General features: G+C 34.2%; 20 protein-coding genes and 1 riboswitch. Of the genes, 16 read left to right on the forward strand and 4 right to left on the reverse strand.

Annotation, left to right across the window (positions count from 1 at the left end):
- Positions 1-43: 43 nt before the first annotated feature.
- The 3 genes from KIK00_RS09745 to KIK00_RS09755 form a co-directional block, all read right to left on the reverse strand.
- Entirely contained in the window at positions 44-1,099 is a 1,056-nt protein-coding gene (locus KIK00_RS09745) for a YncE family protein (protein WP_255816358.1), read from the reverse strand.
- A gap of 20 nt (positions 1,100-1,119) precedes the next feature.
- Positions 1,120-2,946, reverse strand: coding sequence for a TonB-dependent siderophore receptor (locus KIK00_RS09750; RefSeq protein WP_255816360.1), 1,827 nt, complete (start codon positions 2,944-2,946; stop codon positions 1,120-1,122).
- Positions 2,947-2,978: 32 nt separating this feature from the next.
- Positions 2,979-3,156, reverse strand: a riboswitch (cobalamin riboswitch).
- A 140-nt stretch (positions 3,157-3,296) separates the two neighbouring features.
- Positions 3,297-4,610 carry a T9SS type A sorting domain-containing protein gene (locus tag KIK00_RS09755; RefSeq protein ID WP_255816362.1) on the reverse strand — a complete coding sequence of 438 codons (1,314 nt, stop codon included), beginning with the start codon at positions 4,608-4,610 and terminating at the stop codon, positions 3,297-3,299.
- A 154-nt stretch (positions 4,611-4,764) separates the two neighbouring features.
- Between KIK00_RS09755 and KIK00_RS09760 the strand changes: the two genes are divergently transcribed.
- Together KIK00_RS09760 and KIK00_RS09765 are read left to right on the forward strand one after the other, a co-directional pair.
- A complete protein-coding gene (locus KIK00_RS09760) occupies positions 4,765-6,393 on the forward strand; it encodes a helix-turn-helix domain-containing protein (protein ID WP_255816363.1) in 1,629 nt (542 codons plus the stop codon).
- The gene (locus KIK00_RS09765) at positions 6,390-7,523 is read left to right on the forward strand and encodes a tetratricopeptide repeat protein (RefSeq protein ID WP_255816364.1); all 1,134 of its coding nucleotides are present in this window, start codon (positions 6,390-6,392) and stop codon (positions 7,521-7,523) included. The genes KIK00_RS09760 and KIK00_RS09765 overlap by 4 nt, the downstream gene beginning before the upstream one ends.
- A 62-nt stretch (positions 7,524-7,585) precedes the next feature.
- Here the strand turns inward: KIK00_RS09765 and pafA are convergent, their stop codons facing one another.
- Positions 7,586-9,232, reverse strand: a complete 1,647-nt coding sequence (pafA, locus tag KIK00_RS09770) for an alkaline phosphatase PafA (protein WP_255816366.1) — start codon at positions 9,230-9,232, stop codon at positions 7,586-7,588.
- A gap of 102 nt (positions 9,233-9,334) precedes the next feature.
- On the opposite strand from pafA, the gene KIK00_RS09775 reads away from it, so the two are divergent.
- The 14 genes from KIK00_RS09775 (at position 9,335) to KIK00_RS09835 (ending at position 18,590) form a co-directional block, all read left to right on the forward strand.
- Positions 9,335-10,129, forward strand: a complete 795-nt coding sequence (locus KIK00_RS09775; protein WP_255816367.1) for a hypothetical protein — start codon at positions 9,335-9,337, stop codon at positions 10,127-10,129.
- A gap of 9 nt (positions 10,130-10,138) precedes the next feature.
- A complete protein-coding gene (locus tag KIK00_RS09780) occupies positions 10,139-10,531 on the forward strand; it encodes a VOC family protein (RefSeq protein WP_255816368.1) in 393 nt (130 codons plus the stop codon).
- Positions 10,532-10,548: 17 nt separating this feature from the next.
- A complete protein-coding gene (locus KIK00_RS09785; RefSeq protein WP_255816369.1) occupies positions 10,549-11,085 on the forward strand; it encodes an N-acetyltransferase in 537 nt (178 codons plus the stop codon).
- 479 nt (positions 11,086-11,564) lie between these two features.
- A complete protein-coding gene (locus KIK00_RS09790) occupies positions 11,565-12,137 on the forward strand; it encodes a Crp/Fnr family transcriptional regulator (protein WP_255816370.1) in 573 nt (190 codons plus the stop codon).
- 47 nt (positions 12,138-12,184) lie between these two features.
- Positions 12,185-12,736: a putative glycolipid-binding domain-containing protein gene (locus KIK00_RS09795; protein WP_255816371.1), complete on the forward strand. Its 552-nt coding sequence runs from the start codon at positions 12,185-12,187 to the stop codon at positions 12,734-12,736.
- 134 nt (positions 12,737-12,870) lie between these two features.
- Positions 12,871-13,548 (forward strand): hypothetical protein, encoded by a 678-nt coding sequence (locus tag KIK00_RS09800; RefSeq protein WP_370647740.1) that lies wholly within the window; start codon positions 12,871-12,873, stop codon positions 13,546-13,548.
- Positions 13,549-13,752: 204 nt separating this feature from the next.
- Positions 13,753-14,439 carry a hypothetical protein gene (locus tag KIK00_RS22915; RefSeq protein ID WP_370647741.1) on the forward strand — a complete coding sequence of 229 codons (687 nt, stop codon included), beginning with the start codon at positions 13,753-13,755 and terminating at the stop codon, positions 14,437-14,439.
- A gap of 30 nt (positions 14,440-14,469) precedes the next feature.
- The gene (locus tag KIK00_RS09805) at positions 14,470-15,090 is read left to right on the forward strand and encodes a polymorphic toxin-type HINT domain-containing protein (RefSeq protein WP_255816662.1); all 621 of its coding nucleotides are present in this window, start codon (positions 14,470-14,472) and stop codon (positions 15,088-15,090) included.
- A gap of 5 nt (positions 15,091-15,095) precedes the next feature.
- Positions 15,096-15,578: a hypothetical protein gene (locus KIK00_RS09810; protein ID WP_255816372.1), complete on the forward strand. Its 483-nt coding sequence runs from the start codon at positions 15,096-15,098 to the stop codon at positions 15,576-15,578.
- Between the two features lie 131 nt (positions 15,579-15,709).
- Positions 15,710-16,063: a hypothetical protein gene (locus KIK00_RS09815; protein WP_255816373.1), complete on the forward strand. Its 354-nt coding sequence runs from the start codon at positions 15,710-15,712 to the stop codon at positions 16,061-16,063.
- 8 nt (positions 16,064-16,071) lie between these two features.
- Entirely contained in the window at positions 16,072-16,623 is a 552-nt protein-coding gene (locus tag KIK00_RS09820) for a hypothetical protein (protein ID WP_255816374.1), read from the forward strand.
- 147 nt (positions 16,624-16,770) lie between these two features.
- Complete coding sequence (locus tag KIK00_RS09825; RefSeq protein ID WP_255816375.1) at positions 16,771-17,064, forward strand: hypothetical protein; 294 nt, start codon at positions 16,771-16,773, stop codon at positions 17,062-17,064.
- A gap of 3 nt (positions 17,065-17,067) precedes the next feature.
- A complete protein-coding gene (locus KIK00_RS09830) occupies positions 17,068-17,319 on the forward strand; it encodes a hypothetical protein (RefSeq protein WP_255816376.1) in 252 nt (83 codons plus the stop codon).
- A gap of 353 nt (positions 17,320-17,672) precedes the next feature.
- On the forward strand, positions 17,673-18,590 hold the full coding sequence (locus KIK00_RS09835; protein WP_255816378.1) for an alpha/beta fold hydrolase: 918 nt from the start codon (positions 17,673-17,675) through the stop codon (positions 18,588-18,590).
- The last annotated feature ends 146 nt before the right edge of the window (positions 18,591-18,736 follow it).

Here is an 18,736-nt window from a genome sequence, read left to right on the forward strand (position 1 = left end):
TGATGAAAAAATAAAAAATTATATTTTTAGGAGTAATACATCATTACGGATTCAGGAAAGTTCCATTAGCACCAAGACCTCCTGTTTTAATAGATCCCATTTTGCTGCCTGTAGCTGCTGAATATATTACCATTTCACTTTCTGCTGTAAATTGATGAACATCTGATGCAAAGATTCTTCCATCAATAACGTTAAATCCGTAAAGAGTAAGGTAAGGACCTCCATCCGCAGCTGTTAATAATGGGCTGGAAGGAACCGTTGGAGTAGCTAAACCTGTTGTATATACTTTATTAGCAGAGCTGAAGTAGATTTTATCATTATCAATCTGAAGATTGGTAGCACTTGGAATTCCTGTAAGTGTAATTACCGGTGTCATTGCTCCTGTACTTGTAATCTTGTAGATATAAGAATCTGTAGCTGTAGAAGAAATTGTATAAACATTAGATTTGTATGAAACAGTACTGTTAATCTTACCATTCGGAACAGTAATTTCAGCCTTACTGTCATTAGAAGTATTAATATAAGTAATCATATTCCCGAATCCTGATGTAGCATTCTGTACAAAAACATTTCCACCTGCCTCTACTGTTTTATCAGCTCCGCCTGTCATAGTGATTTTGCTTACAAATGAATAGTCAGAAACTTTATATTTCGTTACACTTGTTGCATTCGTAGAGAAATTCAGGTTGGCAACATAGATAAAGTCATTCGCAAAAGCAATTCCTCTTGGATTATCAATCTGCTCTGTAATTACTCCTAGTTTCTTGAATGTGTAACGGTCTACTACAACAATTTTGTTCGAGTTATTGATCACAAGATAAGCCTTGTTTCCGTTAAGACCAATGGTCTGAAGAACATCACCCAGTATTTCTTTATTATTGTTATACCCATATACATCATCCTGCTTCAGACTTAAATCTCTTGTCAGGAATGTTACTTTAGCTCCCTGGCTGTTGAAGTTCCCTTCATTAGAAATAAAATATCCGTTCTGATAAGTGATTGGAGACATTTCAAACTCCGCAGAGTCACTTGTACATGAAGACATGTTAAACAATAAAACCACTGCAAATAATACAGTTAAAAGTTTAGTTATTTTCATAATTTATTCAATTTAATTTTTTAAAAATTTATTGCTGCATACACGCTATAGTTTCTTTTCGGTAAAGGATAGAAAGAAACCGTTTTATAATAAGTATCCGTTAGATTATTCACTTTAAATCCTAAAGTATATTTTTTTGCCAGCGTTGCCGAAACTCCCATATTTAAAAGGAAATAAGGATCTATTGCTTCTGATCTTTTTTCATCACTTGTAGTGTAGGTAACACCATTCAGCAGTCCCTGTGCAAAAAACTTAAAGAAACTATATTCATAATCTATATTGGCATTCCCTCTGTGCATAGGAACATAAGGTCTTTGCATCTTCGTTTCCTTATCAATAGATTTTGCATAATAGTACCCGGCATTCGCACGAATTTTATGATTCCCCAATTGTTTACTGAAAGACAACTGAGATTCTAATCCGTAAGATTCAGATTTATTGACATTAAATGCCTGCCAATATCCAAAAGCAGTAGGCAGCCATACAATAAGATCTGTCACATTCATATAATATGGAGACAAAGTAAGTTTGAAATCCCCCACTTTGAACTCATTTACCATATCAAACTGGGTAGACGTTTCCGGTTTCAGATCTTTATTTCCTCCCGGTTCATAATAAATATCATTAAATGAAGGATATCTGAAGTTTTTTGATACATTAATGCTTACATCATACCATTTTGCAGCACTCCATTTTCCGGAGAATGAATACATAAACGGAGACTTCACATCTTCCACAAAATCTTTCTTAAATCCACCCTCAAAACGTAGGTCTTTAGTAGCAAAATACCTTAGCAATCCTGAAACAGAGCCAATATTTCTACTGACACTGGATATTCCGTTTAGGTATCCTTCACCTTTATTGACCTGAAATTCTCCGATAAGATTAAAATTCCACTTAGAATTCAGGAAATAGTTGAAATCATTTTTAAAGATATAATTTCTCCCTGTTCCTCCGCTTGATTTAGGCAGATTTAACGAACCGAAATACTGAAAGTTTTCTTCTGTATAGGCGGCTTTAAAAGAGTTGCTGAACTTTGTTTTATTCCAGTCCCAGGAAAGAAGGCTTCTTATACTTTGAGTTTTATACTTTGTTTTTGTTCCCGTTTCTTCATATACAGGATAATGCTGTGAAGAATCGAAAAACTGGCTCTGCCACGAAATTTTATGATCGTTGGTTATTTTATAGGATGCACCTGCATTGAATGTGGTATTGTAGTAATTCCCATTTCTGTTGATATAGTTCAGATCACTTACCTCATAATTATTTTCACTCACAGAATAATTTCCGGAAGCTTTAAAACTGAACTTATCATTACTGTAAGAACCTTTTACAAAATTATTATAGGTATTAAAGGAAGCAACCTCAGAAAATAAAGAACCATGGAACCCTTTATTAAAATCAAGGGTATTATTCAGGTGAATACTTCCCCCGATAGCACCACTTCCGTACACTACACTTCCACCACCAGCTTTTATGCCGATCTGATCATAGCCGAACAAAGCAATATTATTGATATCTCCCTGTCCTAAAAAACTGGAGTTGATATTAATTCCATTCCATACAAAGGCGGTCTGCTGAGCGGTAGTTCCTCGGAAAGAGGGTGAAGAAACAGCCCCACGGCCATTTTCTTTGATAAAAACCTGTGACTGAAATCTCAGGAGTTCCGAAAGATTACTGGAATTTTTCTCGGCCTCTTCTGCCGAAATTGTTTTTACGGGATGAAAAAGTTTCACCCTATTCATCTGGTTATCGAAGACATAAATAGTGTCAATGGTTTTCTCTTGTCCAAAAAGAAAACAGCCATAAGATGAAAAAAGCAGTACTAAAGATCTTTTTATATCCATACTTTTTTACTTTTCCTCCGAAAGCAATATGTTTTTTTTATTATAATTCCGGCAGGTCTCCTGACTTTCGCATTCTGCTCCTTCCCGTTTTAAACAGTGGCTTTTTGCAGAAACTTTTATTGCGATTTACAGTTGCGGGGACAGTCCGGGAGTTACACCCGATTCCCTTTTCATTCCAAAATACTGGAAACCAAAATTTTTGCAAAGATAGTTTTTTATATGTATTCGCCCAAAACCGGGCTTATGCTTTAAAAAAACCTATCTCCCTGATCAGGTAAACGAAAAAGAACAGCCGCTTTCAATATTGAAAACGGCCATTCATCCCACTACTTTTACTATTTATATATGTTTTAATTTTTTATAAATTTATAAGTCTGTTGTTTTTCTCCCTTCACAGAGTATTGCAGAATATAATCTCCTTTTGATAAAGATGAAACATCGATCTGACCGTCTATAACTCCGAATGATTTTACCCTTTGCCCAACCATATTATAGATTTCTGCCTTTTCTATTTTTCCTGCTCCTTTAAAATAGAGCACATCAGTTACAGGATTCGGATAAATACCAACACTGTTTTTCTCTTTCACTGTATCATTTACTGATAAAAATTCAGAAGTATCCAAATAAAAAGCCACTGTTTGATTGGAAGCATTAGTGCCCATTCCTGCAATTTTTTTCCCATCCTGAGAAATTGCCAGAGGAAGACCCATTGTTACTCCATTGGTTGCAATTCCTAAGGATACTGCATAGTCATTCAGGTTGACTCTTCCAGCAGCTGAAGTCCAGATAAAGCCTTCTCCCGACATCGGAGGTGCTCCAAATGCTCTGTAATATCCAATAACTTTTGTTCCGTCTGCAGAAATTCCTGTAGCTCCTCCTTTGAAACTAAACGAAGCATTAGGATGCGTTATATAAGTAAGTCCGCTTGTAGCATTCCAGACATAGGGATTAGGATTTGAAGTTCCTATAATTGTATTTCCGTCTGCAGAAATTCCTCCTGCTTCTCCTACATTATTCCCATTATTATCTGTAATAAAACTTTCTACTCCATCCTGCCATTTTGCGCCGCTTCTTGTGCCAGTTGGCTCATCCTGCCACCCTACAATCACTGTTCCTGCCGCACTGATTGCATTTGCCCTGGAGCTCCGTCCGGGAACTATACTTCCAAGATCAACCATTCCGTTTACTTCATCCCATTTCACAGCATGCGCGTTCGCAGCAGTCAGGAATCCTAGTCCTACAATAGTATTTCCGTTAGGTGACATTCCCCATGTGGAACTTACGCTGCCGTCCCAACCGGTAGGAACCAGCCCGCCTCTGTTTACCCATGTGGAAGTAGCTACATCATAAGTAGATATTTCATTAAATCCTGTTGCAGAATTTGTGACAGAAGATGATATTTTGGTTCCGTCATTCGAAACAATAGTTCTCCCTGCAGCCGGATATCCATTTGATATTGAACCTATCTGTACAAGTCCGCCTGCTGCATTCCATTTATATATTCCACCTGCACTTGTATGCATACTTACTACTCCATTATCTGAAACTGCACCTACATTATAATTTCCCAAACCTATTACGGTAAGCTGTGCTTCTGCAAAACCAAATTTAAGAAAAAGACAAGCTGTCAATATTTTCATTGACATTCTGTAAAAATTTTTCATATTTTATTATATTTAGTGTTTCGAATTGGTAGAAACAATATTAATACAATATTTACCCTATTCAAAGAAATAGGCTTTCATAATTCGTGAATTTTAAAAGAGTTTAATTTTTAAACAAATAATAATCAAATAGATACAAAACATCATTTTGAATATGGATTTTACCCGAACTATTCAAAAAAACACAAAAAACAAGTTATCAAGGCAAAAATTATTTCAAAAAAGCAGAAGAATCCTGCTGTTTCTTTTCATTTGCTGTTCTTTTATTACCAGTGGACAGTCTGGTCCGGACTTTAATATTCTGGCAGATAAGGCATTTCTGAAATTGTATCAGAATTCTGACGAATGTATCAGCTATACTCAGGGAATCCTGGTAAGCGATCAAAATACAGAACATAAAATTGTACTGCAGAACATTATTTCACAAGCTTTTGCCATGAAAGGCGATTACGTACAATCTGTGAATATTTTTGCTCAGAAAGAAGATGCCGATCCCAAAAACGAGCTTTCTTATTTTATGCAGATTTTCAGTGATTATAATCTTGCTGATCAGTATCAAAACCTGGGTCTGTACAATCAGTCAAAAAGAATTATTACCCATCTTTTATCTGATCAAAAGCTTCTTAAAAGTAATGATCCTGCATTACGGATAACCACAGCAAAGCTGTACCAACTGCAAGCTTTGAACTCAGGAATCAATAGAGATTATCCTGCAGCATTCAAAAACCTTGATAAAAGTAACCAGTACCTCAGCGATCATAATGAAGAAAACAGAATATTAAAAACGGAAAACAGAATTTTCCGTTCTGCTTATCTCCTGAAACAAAACAGACTGATTGAATATAAAGCGCTTATAGATAGTATCATTTTTGATCTTAAGCACCAGAAAAATCAACCATTTCTTTTAGGTTTAGCTTATGAGAATCTGTCCCAATATTATTTTTTGAAACAGGATTACACAACATCAGTTGAAAAGCTGAAGGCTGGACTTTTTTTGATTGAAAATTATCCTTTTAATAATTTAAAAATTAAAATTTACGAATCATTATCCCGCAACTACTATGCGCTTCATGATGATATAAAATACCATCAATATAATAAACTCTACAATGATTTAAAAACAAAAACCGATGCAAGCTCGAAAGAAGGAATACGGTATATCGTAAAACTTGTTGAAACCAATCAGAATAAAAATATTGAATTTCAAAAACTAATGTTCTTTGAGTCCTTCTTATCTCTGGTTCTCACTCTATTCCTGATTATTATTGGCCTGTCTACCTATTTTTTAGTTATTAAAAGCAAAAATAAAGATTTAAAAAAACAATTTGATTTCTTTGAAAAACAAAGTACTGAGAAATCGCAACCTGCCTTATTAAATAAATCTTCTGCAACAGCAAAAGATTCCGTTTCCACTAAAATATCGCGGGAAAAAGAAGATGAAATCCTTCAGAAACTTGAAGAGTTTGAAAAATCCAACAGTTATCTGAATAAAAACATGTCCTTATCTATGCTTTCCTCTCAAATGGAAATTAACACAAAATACCTTTCTGAAGTCATCAATAACAAAGAGAAAAACTTCAACGGATACATTAATAAGCTAAGGATCAATCATATTGTACAGCAATTAAGAAATGATTCTACCTTTCTTAATTATAAAGTAAGCTATCTTGCAGAATATTCAGGGTTCTCATCGCACAGTGCCTTTACAACCGTTTTCAAGTCCGTCACCGGAATGTCTCCCAATGCTTATATTCAGGAAATCAGTAAAACCAAAGCCGTATGAAACTACTTTTAAAAATATTGCCACTGCTCCTGTTATCCATTTATATTTTCACAAAAGCTCAAAAGACACCAGACAGTGTCTTAATCAAAAAGGCCCAACTTGAGATTTATGATAATCCTGATAATACGATTAAAATTGTAAAACAGTTATTAAAAAAATCTCATGATGTCAAAACATCTATCAATCTTTATAAGCTTCTTTCCACAGCTAATATTGCCAAAAGAAACTTTGAGGAATCATTAAAATATATTTTGAAAGCAAAGGAACTTTCCCAGAAAACCAATGATCCCAGGAGCCATGCAGAAGTTCTTATTTCAGTCGCAATACAGTATCAGCAGATGGAGCTTTTCAGCAAGAGCCTCGAAACACTGAACGAAGCGGATCAATATATCGCTAAAATCCCGGACAAAAATACCTTGAAATATGTTGAAACCGCTACAAGCTATGCCATAAGAGGAATGATTTACAAGAGCCAGTCCAATTCAGAAATTGCATTGGAAAAGTTTTTAATTTCAATCCAGAATTTTGAAAAAGTACCTGTAAAGAAAACTACCAATCCCAACATGAGTATAGTCTTCTACAATATTGGGTATTGCTATCTTAATCTCAATCAAATTGATAAAGCACAGGGAGCTTTTGAGCAATCTGTAAACTATGCCCGGAAGAATCATTCTAAAAGTCTGGAAGCTTTTGCCTTAAAAGGAATTGCCGAAATACATAAGAAAAAACATGAAAATCAATCTGCTATAAACCTTTTGTTAAATGCAGAAAATCTTTGTAAAAATACAGGAGACATCATCCTGAATGAAGGAATCTATAAGGAATTGGCAGAGAATTATCTTGCTATGGGACAACAGAACTTTTATCAGCATTATAATAAAAAATATCTGGAAATGCGCTTTAAAAGAAAACAGAATGAACTGCAATCCATTAACCAGGTTATTGACAATCATAATAAAGAAACCGCTTTAAAAAGTGAAAAACTGAAATCTTATTATCGTTACATTAAAATTGGTTCTGTTCTGCTGGGAGGTATTTTTATAGTTATCCTTTTATATTCTATTATAAAAATCAGAAAACAAAATAAGAATTTTCATAAAGAGATACAGCAAATGATAAGAACATCATAAGCTATGAAAACAAAAAAACATTCCAAATTGGAATGTTTTTTTTATACTATATAAATTTGAGTTTATTTACCAATAACTTCTGTAATTGGATTTCCTACATTTCCACTTGGGAACTGAATTTTCAGTAAGGAAGATACGGTAGGAGCAATATCTGTCATGTGATATTCTTTATTGCTTTCTCCCTGTTTCACTCCCCATCCCATGAAGATCAATGGAATATGTGAATCGTAAGAATTCCATACACTGTGTGTAGTTCCTGTTTTAGAGTATGGAGGAAGCATAGAATCATGAGAAATCAACTGAATATCTCCACTTCTCTGTCTGTTGATTCCATTGATAATTCTTTGCTTGATTGGCTCCGGAATGCTTGACTCCTGAACTTTATCTACAGAAACAGCATATAAAACGGTAGGATCTTTCTCAATTTCTTTTACGGCAAAGTTTCTTACATCATCCAATTCAAGCTTGTTGTCTGCCAATACTTTTCTGTCGAAATAAATCTGATAATTATCAATTGCGTTGATAAGTTTATCTGCTCCGAATTTATCTTTCAGCTTTTGGTTCAGATTTTTTTCAGCATCTTCTCCGAAGAAACCTGTCGGGATTTTATGTTCTTTAAGGAATCCTACAGAATGTGCTCCACCATGGTCTGCAGAAAGGAAAACGGTGTACTCTCCTTTTCCTACTTTTGAATCCAAATAATTGAAGAACTCAGCTAAATCCTGGTCTAATCTGATATAAACATCTTCTACTTCAATAGAATTCGGTCCGAATTTATGGCCTGCATAATCTGTAGAAGCCAGGTTGATAGCTAAAAAGTCTGTAATATTATCCCCACCCAGTTTTTCACCTTCTACAGAAGCTTCTGCTAACTTCAGTGTCAGCGTATTTCCGAAAGGTGTATAACGGATATTGTCTTTTTTAGTCTGATAATCCTTTGCTAAGTTGCTGTAAGGGAATGTAGGCGTTTTGGCACTTCCCAGCAGGCCTTCCCATGAAGAATTGTCCGGTGTACTTTCTGTATACTGGTTGATCGGAAGTAAGGTATTCCAACCGTTTGCTACTAATTTTTTAGGAAGATTCTGAGAGTTGAATGATTTTACCCACTGAGGAAGATCATTCATATACCATGTACTGGTAATGAAATTTCCTGTGCTGTCATCAAACCAGAAAGCTCCGTTTGGAGTGTGCCCTGCAGGAAGAATAGAAGCTCGGTCTTTCAAAGAAACTCCGATTACTTTTCCCTGGAAGTTGGTTGCTAATCTCAATTCGTCAGTCACCGTAGTAGACCAAAGGTTTTTCGGAGAATGGCTTCCGGTTTTTGTATTGGTAGTTCCCACTGGAAGAACACTCTCGTCAGCAGTACAGTAAACTCCTTTCCCGGTTTCCTTATCCGTCCAGTCATTTCCTGCAATTCCGTGAATAGCCGGTACAGAGCCTGTATAGATACATGTGTGTCCCAAAGCGGTAATGGTAGGAACATAAGGAATATGTACATTATTCAGAGAATATCCGGTATTCAGAAGTCTTTTGAAACCATCATTTCCATACTTACCATAAAAACGGTATAAATAGTCCCACCGCATCTGGTCTACTACAAGACCTACCACTAATTTTGGTCTCTCAAGTTGGGTATTTCTGTTCTTCTGCGCATTGATTGTAACTACGGACAAAAAAGTAGCTGCCGCAATTGAAATGTTCCTAAGCATCCAAGTAAATTTTTATTGGCTACAAATTTAAGGGTTTTGAAAGTTTTGGAGTGTGAAATTTTATTTAAATTTGATTATTGTACAATTATCAATCAATCTTCTATGATTTTAGGCGTATACTGGTATTTCAAATTTCCAGATCATTTATATGATTTTCAGTTTTTCAAATTTTTTCCAGGATATGGAGGGCATGCTGATAATCCTGCTGAATTGACTACCAGAGTGCAAGTTGAAGATACAAATGATTTTATCGGAAAACTGGACAAATTGAAAGAACATTTCAAGAAAATCTATTTGCACTTGAATATCAATGAAAATCAACTGATCATCAATATTGGAGACTATATGCTTTTTGATTTTCATTTTCAGTTTGCTAAAGAAATTGAAGAGCTATTGATCTGTGAAAATGCAGTATTACTGGATTCAAATACTCCTTTTACTATTCAATCCAGCAAAAGTTATACTCCGGAAAGAGAAGAATTCAAAAGTATTGAGCACCGGTTCATTCAGATGGTCGGCTCGGATTTCAAGAAAAGTAATGCAGAGAATTATTCCATAAGAATCGACTGTAACCTGCCTATACTGGATAAAAAAAAGCTTATTAATGATCTGGTTCAGATTTGCAGGCAAGAAAACATCAAAGTTTTTTACTATAATGACTTTGATTTTAAAAATCACTGTAATCTGATGCTTTTTTTCACCAATGGCAGACAGAATAAAGAGTCCGTTCAAAAGATTGATATCAATTCTTTTGGAAGCAAAGTACGACAACTTACTCAAAAATACCCTCTTCATTTCGGTCATTTCGGAACCTTCAAAGAGTATCCTTTACAGGGGCCTCATGTAGAACTGATGGTGGATGAAGAGTATATTTTAAATAAAAATAACACTATTTAATTCAATACTATGATCAAACTCAAATATGTCATTCTGTACGTTGAAGATGTAGAACAGTCCATGAATTTTTATAAAAATACTTTTGATACTGAAATAAAATTTATCACCCCCGAAAAAGATTACGGCGAATTACTGACCGGGGAAACCAGTCTGTCATTCGCCTCTGTAAGCCTTGCTGCCTCCAATATTAAAAAAGGATTTGTAACGGCCAAAACAGACGACAAACCTTTCGGGATGGAACTGGGATTCATAACTGATGATGTAGAAGCTTTAGTAAAAAAAGCAATAGAAAACGGAGCTGTTCTTTATGAAGATATTACGGTAAAACCATGGGGACAAAAAACAGCTTACATCATAGATCCCAACAATTATCTGGTAGAAATTTGTACTGAAATTCAATAAATTTAAAAATATCTGATGTGGAAATAAGAAAATTACAAAAGTTAATCTCTAACCCAAGCTTAGAATGGGGACATAACGGCTATACAACAGACAGAATATATTCAGTTTCTTCTATCGAATTTGGAGGTTCTTTTGAATTTAGTTTAAAAGAAAAGGCTTTACCTTATACCAAAATCTGGGAAACCACTTCTGAAGATCTGGAAGAACTCAATACTATTATTGAACAGGGGAATTCTTTCGGTGCTTATGTGAATGAAGAGCTTGCAGGCTGGATTATCTGTGAGCAAAGATCATGGAATAACAGTTTTTACATTGAAAATATTCTTATCAATGAAAAACACAGACGGCAGGGAATCGGGATTATGCTGATTAAAAGCGCCATTAAAGAAGCCAGGAAATTAAACTGCAGAGTTATTGAACTAGAAACACAGAATACCAACTACCCTGCTATCCAGTTTTACAGAAGAATGGGATTCAATATTACCGGCCTGAATACAAGATTATATAATAATACGGAAGAAATTGCTCTTTTTATGACCTTAGATGTGGAGTAAATCTATGATATGGTATTATTATAAATATTTTAGTCTTCTTTAATTAAAACACTTGTCGGTGTGCTAATTTTTCTATACATTAGTAATCAACAAATTAAAACATGATTACTATGAAAAATTTAAAAAAGCTAAAGAGAAATCAGCTTGTGCTGATAAGTGGTGGTGACACTCCCTATGCAATTTGTGACATGAATGGTAATTGCCCACCAACAATAGGCTCATACTATTGCAGCGATGGTACCTGTTACAGAGTTTCCGGTGGTGGCGGTGGCAACCCCGGCTGTAATGAACCTATGCGCCTTTGCCAGGAATGGGAAACCGGTTGCGGATGCGTTTATATGTAAAATATTTTGTTAGATAAAATCTTGTGGGGGGCGGTTTTTACCGCTCTTTTTATTTTTTACTTCTGGAAAAACGTACTCAGACAAATAATCTCCGTTGATTTTATTACTTTCGCAGAAACAGGATCACTCAATATTATGCAAAATCTTCTGAAATACATCAGATCCCTTACCTCATTTTCTGACGAAAGCTGGATGATGCTTCAACCCGCCTTATCAGAAAGACATTACAAGAAAAATGAATTGATGCTGCAGGAAGGTGAAATCTGCCAGTCTTTATTTTACATTGATAAAGGGTTTTGCAAAAGTTATTACGAAATAAACGGAGTTATAAAAAACACCGGATTTTTCTTTGAGAATGAAATAGCAACCAATATCAACAGTTTTGGAAGCGGGCACCCATCTGAATTCAATATCATTGCTTGTGAAGAGCTTTATACGGTAGTTTTTGATAAAATCAAATTATTTGAAGCTACCGGAAAGAATCCGGAAATTGAAACATTAGGGCGTCATTGCATCCGTCAGTTTGCATGCAGGCAGGAAGAATTTTCAAATCTATTCAAACTCTATACTGCACAGGAAAGACTGGAATATTTTGAAACTAAATATCCTGAAATGCTGCAACGCATATCTCTCACCCAGCTGGCCTCATTTTTGGGCGTAGCAAGAGAAACATTAAGCAGAATCCGGAAACGGAGAATTTCCCGTTAACACCTTTTCCATTAAACAGTATCACCTTACGTTAAAAACAATATTATATGAAAACATTAATCTGGCAGGGAGTTCTTTATCAATCTATTGAATATTTTAATGAGCAGATCAAAGATGAAAACTATATTGTAGAATCAAAAATTATAGGCTGTTATGAAGATAAAATTTATGCTGTAGATTACAGTATTCTCATTAATAAAAACTGGATCGTTCAGAATTTTCTGATCAAATCTGAGATCAATAAGGTTAAAACAACATTAGAAGGAAAAAGGCATCAAGACCAATGGGAAATCAACAACGTTATCAATCCTGAATTTAATGATTTTAAATTTATTGATATTTCTTTGACTCCATTTACCAACACACTCCCAATTAACAATTTACAATTAAAAGATAACAGCTCCAAAAAAATCGATGTGATTTATATTGATGTGCTTAACCAGCATGTCAGACCTGTCCAGCAACAATATACAAAGACAGCATCCAATAAGTATCTGTATGAAAATATCGAAAATGATTTTAAAGCAGAGATTTCAGTAGATGATGAAGGATTAGTCATCAGCTATCCCAAATTGTTTGAAAAAATTGCAGAACGTTGAAAATTGTTCAATAAAAATTTAATCTGAAGACACTTTATTAAGCCAAGTTACCACAACAATCGACCAGCAATATCTTATTACGGGAAGCTCTATCCAAAGAGATAAGCAGCAACGGAAGACTTTTTGGTTCTGAATTGAAATATCAAAACCCTGATAATATTTCCTATACAAAATTCAACGGTAATGTTTCTGAGACCGACTGGAAAACTTCTGTTGATGGTGTACTGAAAAGATATATCTATAATTATGATGTCTTAAACAGACTTACAGCCGGATATTATCATGAACCTACAACTTCGGTTCCTGCTAATAACTTCTATAATGAAGAAATAGCATATGACCTTAACGGGAATATTACCCGCCTTCAGAGAAATATGAAAGGAAGTAGTAATACTGCAGAATATATAGACAACATTTATTATACCTATTCAGGAAACAGGCTTATTTCAGCTTCTGATGTCACACAGAATTTTAATGGTTATCCAACAGGAGGAAATCAGATTGGTTATGATAATAATGGAAATATGGTTAACCAGCTGGATAAAGGAATTTCTTCCATTCAATATAATTATTTAAATCTAACTAAGCAGATTACACAAAACTCTAAAGTCATTAACTATTATTACAGGGCAGATGGAGTTAAAATTAAGAAATCAGGACCAGCAGGATCAAACATTGATTATCTTGATGGGTTTCAATATACGGAAGGAAGCATAAAATTTGTTCAGACTTCAGAAGGGTATTTCAATTTTGAAAATAATAAGTACATTTACAATTATACAGACCATCTGGGAAATATAAGATTAAGTTAATATAAAAATGAAACCGGAATAGAAATCCTTGAAGAAAATAATTATTATCCATTTGGTTTAAAACATGGAATATCTAACCCTTCTGTAGGAAACCCAAGCTATAATTATAAATATAATGGTAAGGAATTACAGGAGACCGGGATGTATGATTATGGAGCAAGAATGTACATGCCGGACTTAGGAAGATGAGGAGTTATTGACCCATTGGCTGAAGCATCCAGAAGTTTTACACCTTATCATTATGGAAACAACAACCCGATAATGTTTATAGACCCGGATGGAAGAATTACGGAGTCTTTTATTAAGGGAATGCTGTCTGCTCCTTCAGGCACAACATGGTACAATACGGGGATGGGTTTTACCAATGATCAGGGAGGTTCTATGGACTATGATGGAAACAGGATTACCTGGGGAATAGACTACACACGTATGCTTATGCAGAGTGTTGGTCTTTCTCATGGTGGTGAAGGCGGCGGTGGTGAAATGCTAATCCATATTCCGGAAGTTATTATTACCGGAAGGAAGGGTAAAGGCTTTGCAGAAGGTTCATACAATAGCTTCATGATGGAAGTTAAAGCAGACAATGCAAGATTGGCATGGAACCTAAGCCAAAGCAGATCTTTACTGTATGACGCCATAGAAAATACCAAAGTAGGCCAATCCGTATCTGCCGCTGAAAACTTCCTGTTTTTAGAATTACCTGCTTCTATGGTTGGTGGAGAGCTTTTAGCCGCTGGATGGAAAGCAGCCGGAATGAGCAGGCTTATCTGTCGCTCTGCAGCAAGGCTTACCAATGGTCTTATTAAGATTTGCTTTACGGAAGGTACCTTAGTAGCGGTAGAAAAAGGAAGCAAAAAAATAGAGGATATTAAAGTAGGAGATCTTGTATAGAGCTACAATGAGAAGACTGGAAAAAAAGAACTGAAAAAAGTAGTAGAACTATCCCGCAATACTTCTTCCTCATTAGTAAAGATCTCCTTAAACGGGGCTGAAATTACCTGTACACCTGAACACCCTTTCTATGTAAACGGAAACTGGGTAGAAGCTAAAGACCTTGTAAAAGGAATGGCCCTTACTACTTTAGATGGGAAAACTTCTCCTGTAGAATCTATTAAATTCTTGGATGAAAAAGTAAAAGTCTATAACTTTGAAGTAGAAGGCAACCATAATTATTATGTTTCTGAGAAAGGGATTTTGGTGCATAATGATTGCCACTTTACAAATGAACTTTTGGGTTATGTTGGAAAATATGCTCAGGTTTTTGATGGTAGTGTAAATATGGGGTGGCTAACTGGTGACATAATGGAAGTACAGGTTAATGGTATTGTAAGGGCTAATAGCGCGCCGAAAAATGCAGTATTTAAAGCATTAACAGAAGGAGCTGAAAGCATGGCAAGAAAATATGGTATGAGTGAAGTAAGAATACAATTTAATATGGTAATGAATCAAAACCTCAAACATAATTCCCTTTGGGCAAGAGAGTATGGTTATTTTTTTAGCAGAGAGGGTGATACCGTTTTTTGGGAAAAAGTTTTACATTAATAATTATGAATATAAAAGAATTTAAAGACAAAGCGATCGAGATTAGTCTTAAATGTGTAGATAAAGCACCAGAAGACTGGCTTACTTTTAATGATCAAATAAATACTCAATTATTAGATGATAGCTATGAATCCAAATTTGTTTCATTAGAAAAAAATGAATTACCTATTTTAGATTGTAGCCTAAATAATTCATATTTATTAGTTACAACTGAAAGGGTTATTTCGATAATAGATGATAATTATGACGAGGTCTACTCTAAAGATTTTGAAGGATTATGTAATGATTATGAAAAATTTAATTATAAAAAAGAGAATAATCAGCATCCTAAAACTAATTTTATATGTATTGAAAAGACCAATAAATCAAAGTTATTAGCGATAATAGATTCTTATTATCCCGCTTTTTTTTCTAAAATGTTAATCTGTAATGTATTATTGTATAAGAAAGAAGGAAGATGGTTTTTAAATCCGAGTAGGAATTTATAAATAGAAATATTTAAATAAGCAATAAACAAAGAGATTGACCAACGATCAGTCTCTTTTGTTATTTAAAAGTAAAAGCCTATAACTTTGAAATAGAAGGCAACCATAATTATTATGTTTCTGAGAAAGGGATTTTGGAGCATAATAATTGTGAATGGACAAGCGCAATTACAAATACGTTAGAAAATGCTTCATCAGGTGTAACAAGACACATCTCAGAGCATTTTTTTGCAGGTGAAATTAATATTGGAGGCAGGCAATTATCACAAATGTTTCAAAAGGGATTATCGTACAAAGATATATTAGGAGAAGCTGCCTTGCGTATTGGGAAGGGTAAAGGGACTATTGGAACATCAGCGCAAGGAGCAAGACAAATAATATTAGATTTTGGAAGAACAATTAATGAATCAGGAACAACAAGCCAAGTAAGAATTTGGATGAATGAAACAGGAACAAGCATTAGAAGTTTGCATCCTTATACTAGATAATAATAAATATGGTAATAAATAAAAACAAAGAACTTTTTGGCTTTCAGCCTTATGAATTTACAAGTTTTTTAGAGGGAAATTCTTTAATAAAAGGCTATAAATATTTAGATCAACTTGTATGCGATTTATTGATATATGAAAAAGAAGGACACTATTATAAATATGAAGATGAAAATTTAATACTTTATAGTCCAACAGAGATTAATGAAAATGGAATGTTTTTCTTTAAATTAAAAAATAAATTTCTATTAATAGAGAATGAGAATTTTCAATTTTATGCAAACTATGAAATTGATAAAGAAGATCTGGATATTATAATGATCGAAGCTATTGTGAAAGAGAGCAATAATAAATATTACTGGACATATTCAACAATGGATTATTTAATTGAGACATCCAATAAAAGATCTCAAGATATATATTTTGATTATTATCCTAATGAAATTGCTTTCGTTTTAAACAGATTTTTACTTTTGAAAAATATTACCAAAAGTGATATAGTAGATAAGCTTCAATCTTTAAAAACAGAGGAAAATATAATTTCTGGATTTTATAAATAATCTTAAAGGAGAGTTATGCTATTTAAAGGATAACTCTCCTTTAACTTTGAAGTAGAAGGCAATCATAATTATTATGTTTATGAGAAAGGGATTTAGGTACATAATGATTGTGGACTTCCCCAATTACTTTCCAGAGTAGAAGGTAATATGATTGGTGGAGAATTTAAATATGCTAGTGGGGAAATAATAGATTTTTTAGGATATCATAATGCTAAAGGAAGTACATTAGAAATAACAGAAATGGCCTTTTACCCTAGAGGTGCTATTAAAAACGAAATGGCTAATCAATTTGGAAATAGGCAAATGATTCAAAGTCTTAAAGTACTCCAAAACTATGCAAGGGAAAATGGATTTACACATTTAAGACTTCAATTTGAGAGAGCAGCTAACAGTTCAGCAAAGAATCCTGGTCATATATTCGATCAACTTTTTAAATTATAAAATATGAATAATACAGAGTTATTGGAAAAATATAAAGATTACACAATCACTAATATTGAAGATTTAATATTAAAAATGAAATTAGAAGATAATTTATCTATGATGCAATCAACAATGTCATTAGTTTTAAAATTTAAATTAAAAATTACTGAAGCTGATAATTATGTATTAAATTCTAAAGCTTGGTCTGATCGTAAAGAGTCAGTAGAAAAACTTCGGGATAATATTTTTGATAAACTAAAAAATCAATATTAAATAAAAAGAAGCCGTCTCATTTCATTGAGTCGACTTCTTTCTTTTTGAAGTTCCCTCACTGGCGCGAGCGTCCTCGCTCGTGTCCATGAATAAAAACAGAAAAGCCACTGCAAAAGCAGTGGTTTTTGTCAATATAAAAGAACCTCCTTCCAAAATAAACTAATACTTTATCACAATTTTTTCTGTTGCTCCCTTTTCAAGATGAGAAAAAGCAGATTTTGCATCTTCAAATGAATATATGTGATCAAATGACTAGATGTATCTGATGTGCTGTCAAAGCCTCATTCATATGGGTAAACATTGATAATTTGTTATTCTAGTAATAAATCCCCCTTTACAATTGTTATAATGATATGAAAACAATTGCTCTCTTCCTCTTCTTTTTCGTTTCTCTGACTGTCGTTTCTGCTCAGAATCATCATTCTGAAGGCTTTTATGAAACCTCAGATCATGTAAAGATCAAATATAAAGTCTCCGGAAAAGGAGAAGCCTGTATCTATATTCCCGGAGGTCCCGGGCAGGGATATCCATCTTTTGAATTGATGGGTGGAAACAGTCTGGAAAAAAACATGCAGATGGTTTATATGGATCAGCGGGGTTCCGGGGAATCCAGTACTTCCGAAAATTATCATCTTGATAAAATGGTTCAGGATATTGAAGAACTGAGACAGCATCTCAAATTAAAAAGAGTTTTCCTGCTGGCTCATTCCTTTGGCGGAATCATTGCAGTCAGTTATGCAAAAAAATATCCCCAGCATACCAAAGGACTCATTCTTGCCAATGTCACACTTCATTTTTTGAATGATGAATCTCTCAAAGAACAGATTGAATATGGAAGCAGTCTTTTACAGACAAAAAACAGAGCGGTTCCTAAAGACAGCCTTTCTTCAGAACTTTCAAAAATAAGCAGTGCACTAAGAAAAAAAAGGATCGGATATAAATTCCTTACTGAAGATATCGAAACCATAAAAGAGACAGATAAAATAGATTCTCTTCATCCCCGTATCATCGACTTCGGAATGGCCGTCATTTCAAAACCTAAAGATTTTCCGGAATATTATGCTGATTATGCTCCCATCACAAAAGATATTCATGTTCCTGTCCTTATCATTACGGGAAAAAAGGATAAAGCAGTGGGAACTCAGCACTACAAAACCTTCAGATTTCCCAATCAAAAAGTAGTTTCCATTGATGGGGGACATCTTCTGTATTACGAGAAAAATAAAGACTTTGTAAACGCTGTTACCAATTTTGTGAAAACAACAAAGTGATATTGTATTAGCAATTTTATAATTAAAAGTTTCGGCGCGGCCTTTGGCCGCGCCGAAACTTTCCCAACATTCAAATATTCATTAAAACAAAACAGGCTGTCTCAAATTGAAACAGCCTGTTATTATCTATTAATTCCTGCTTAAAA

The sequence above is a fragment of the Chryseobacterium sp. MA9 genome (assembly GCF_024399315.1).
Lineage (GTDB): Bacteria > Bacteroidota > Bacteroidia > Flavobacteriales > Weeksellaceae > Chryseobacterium.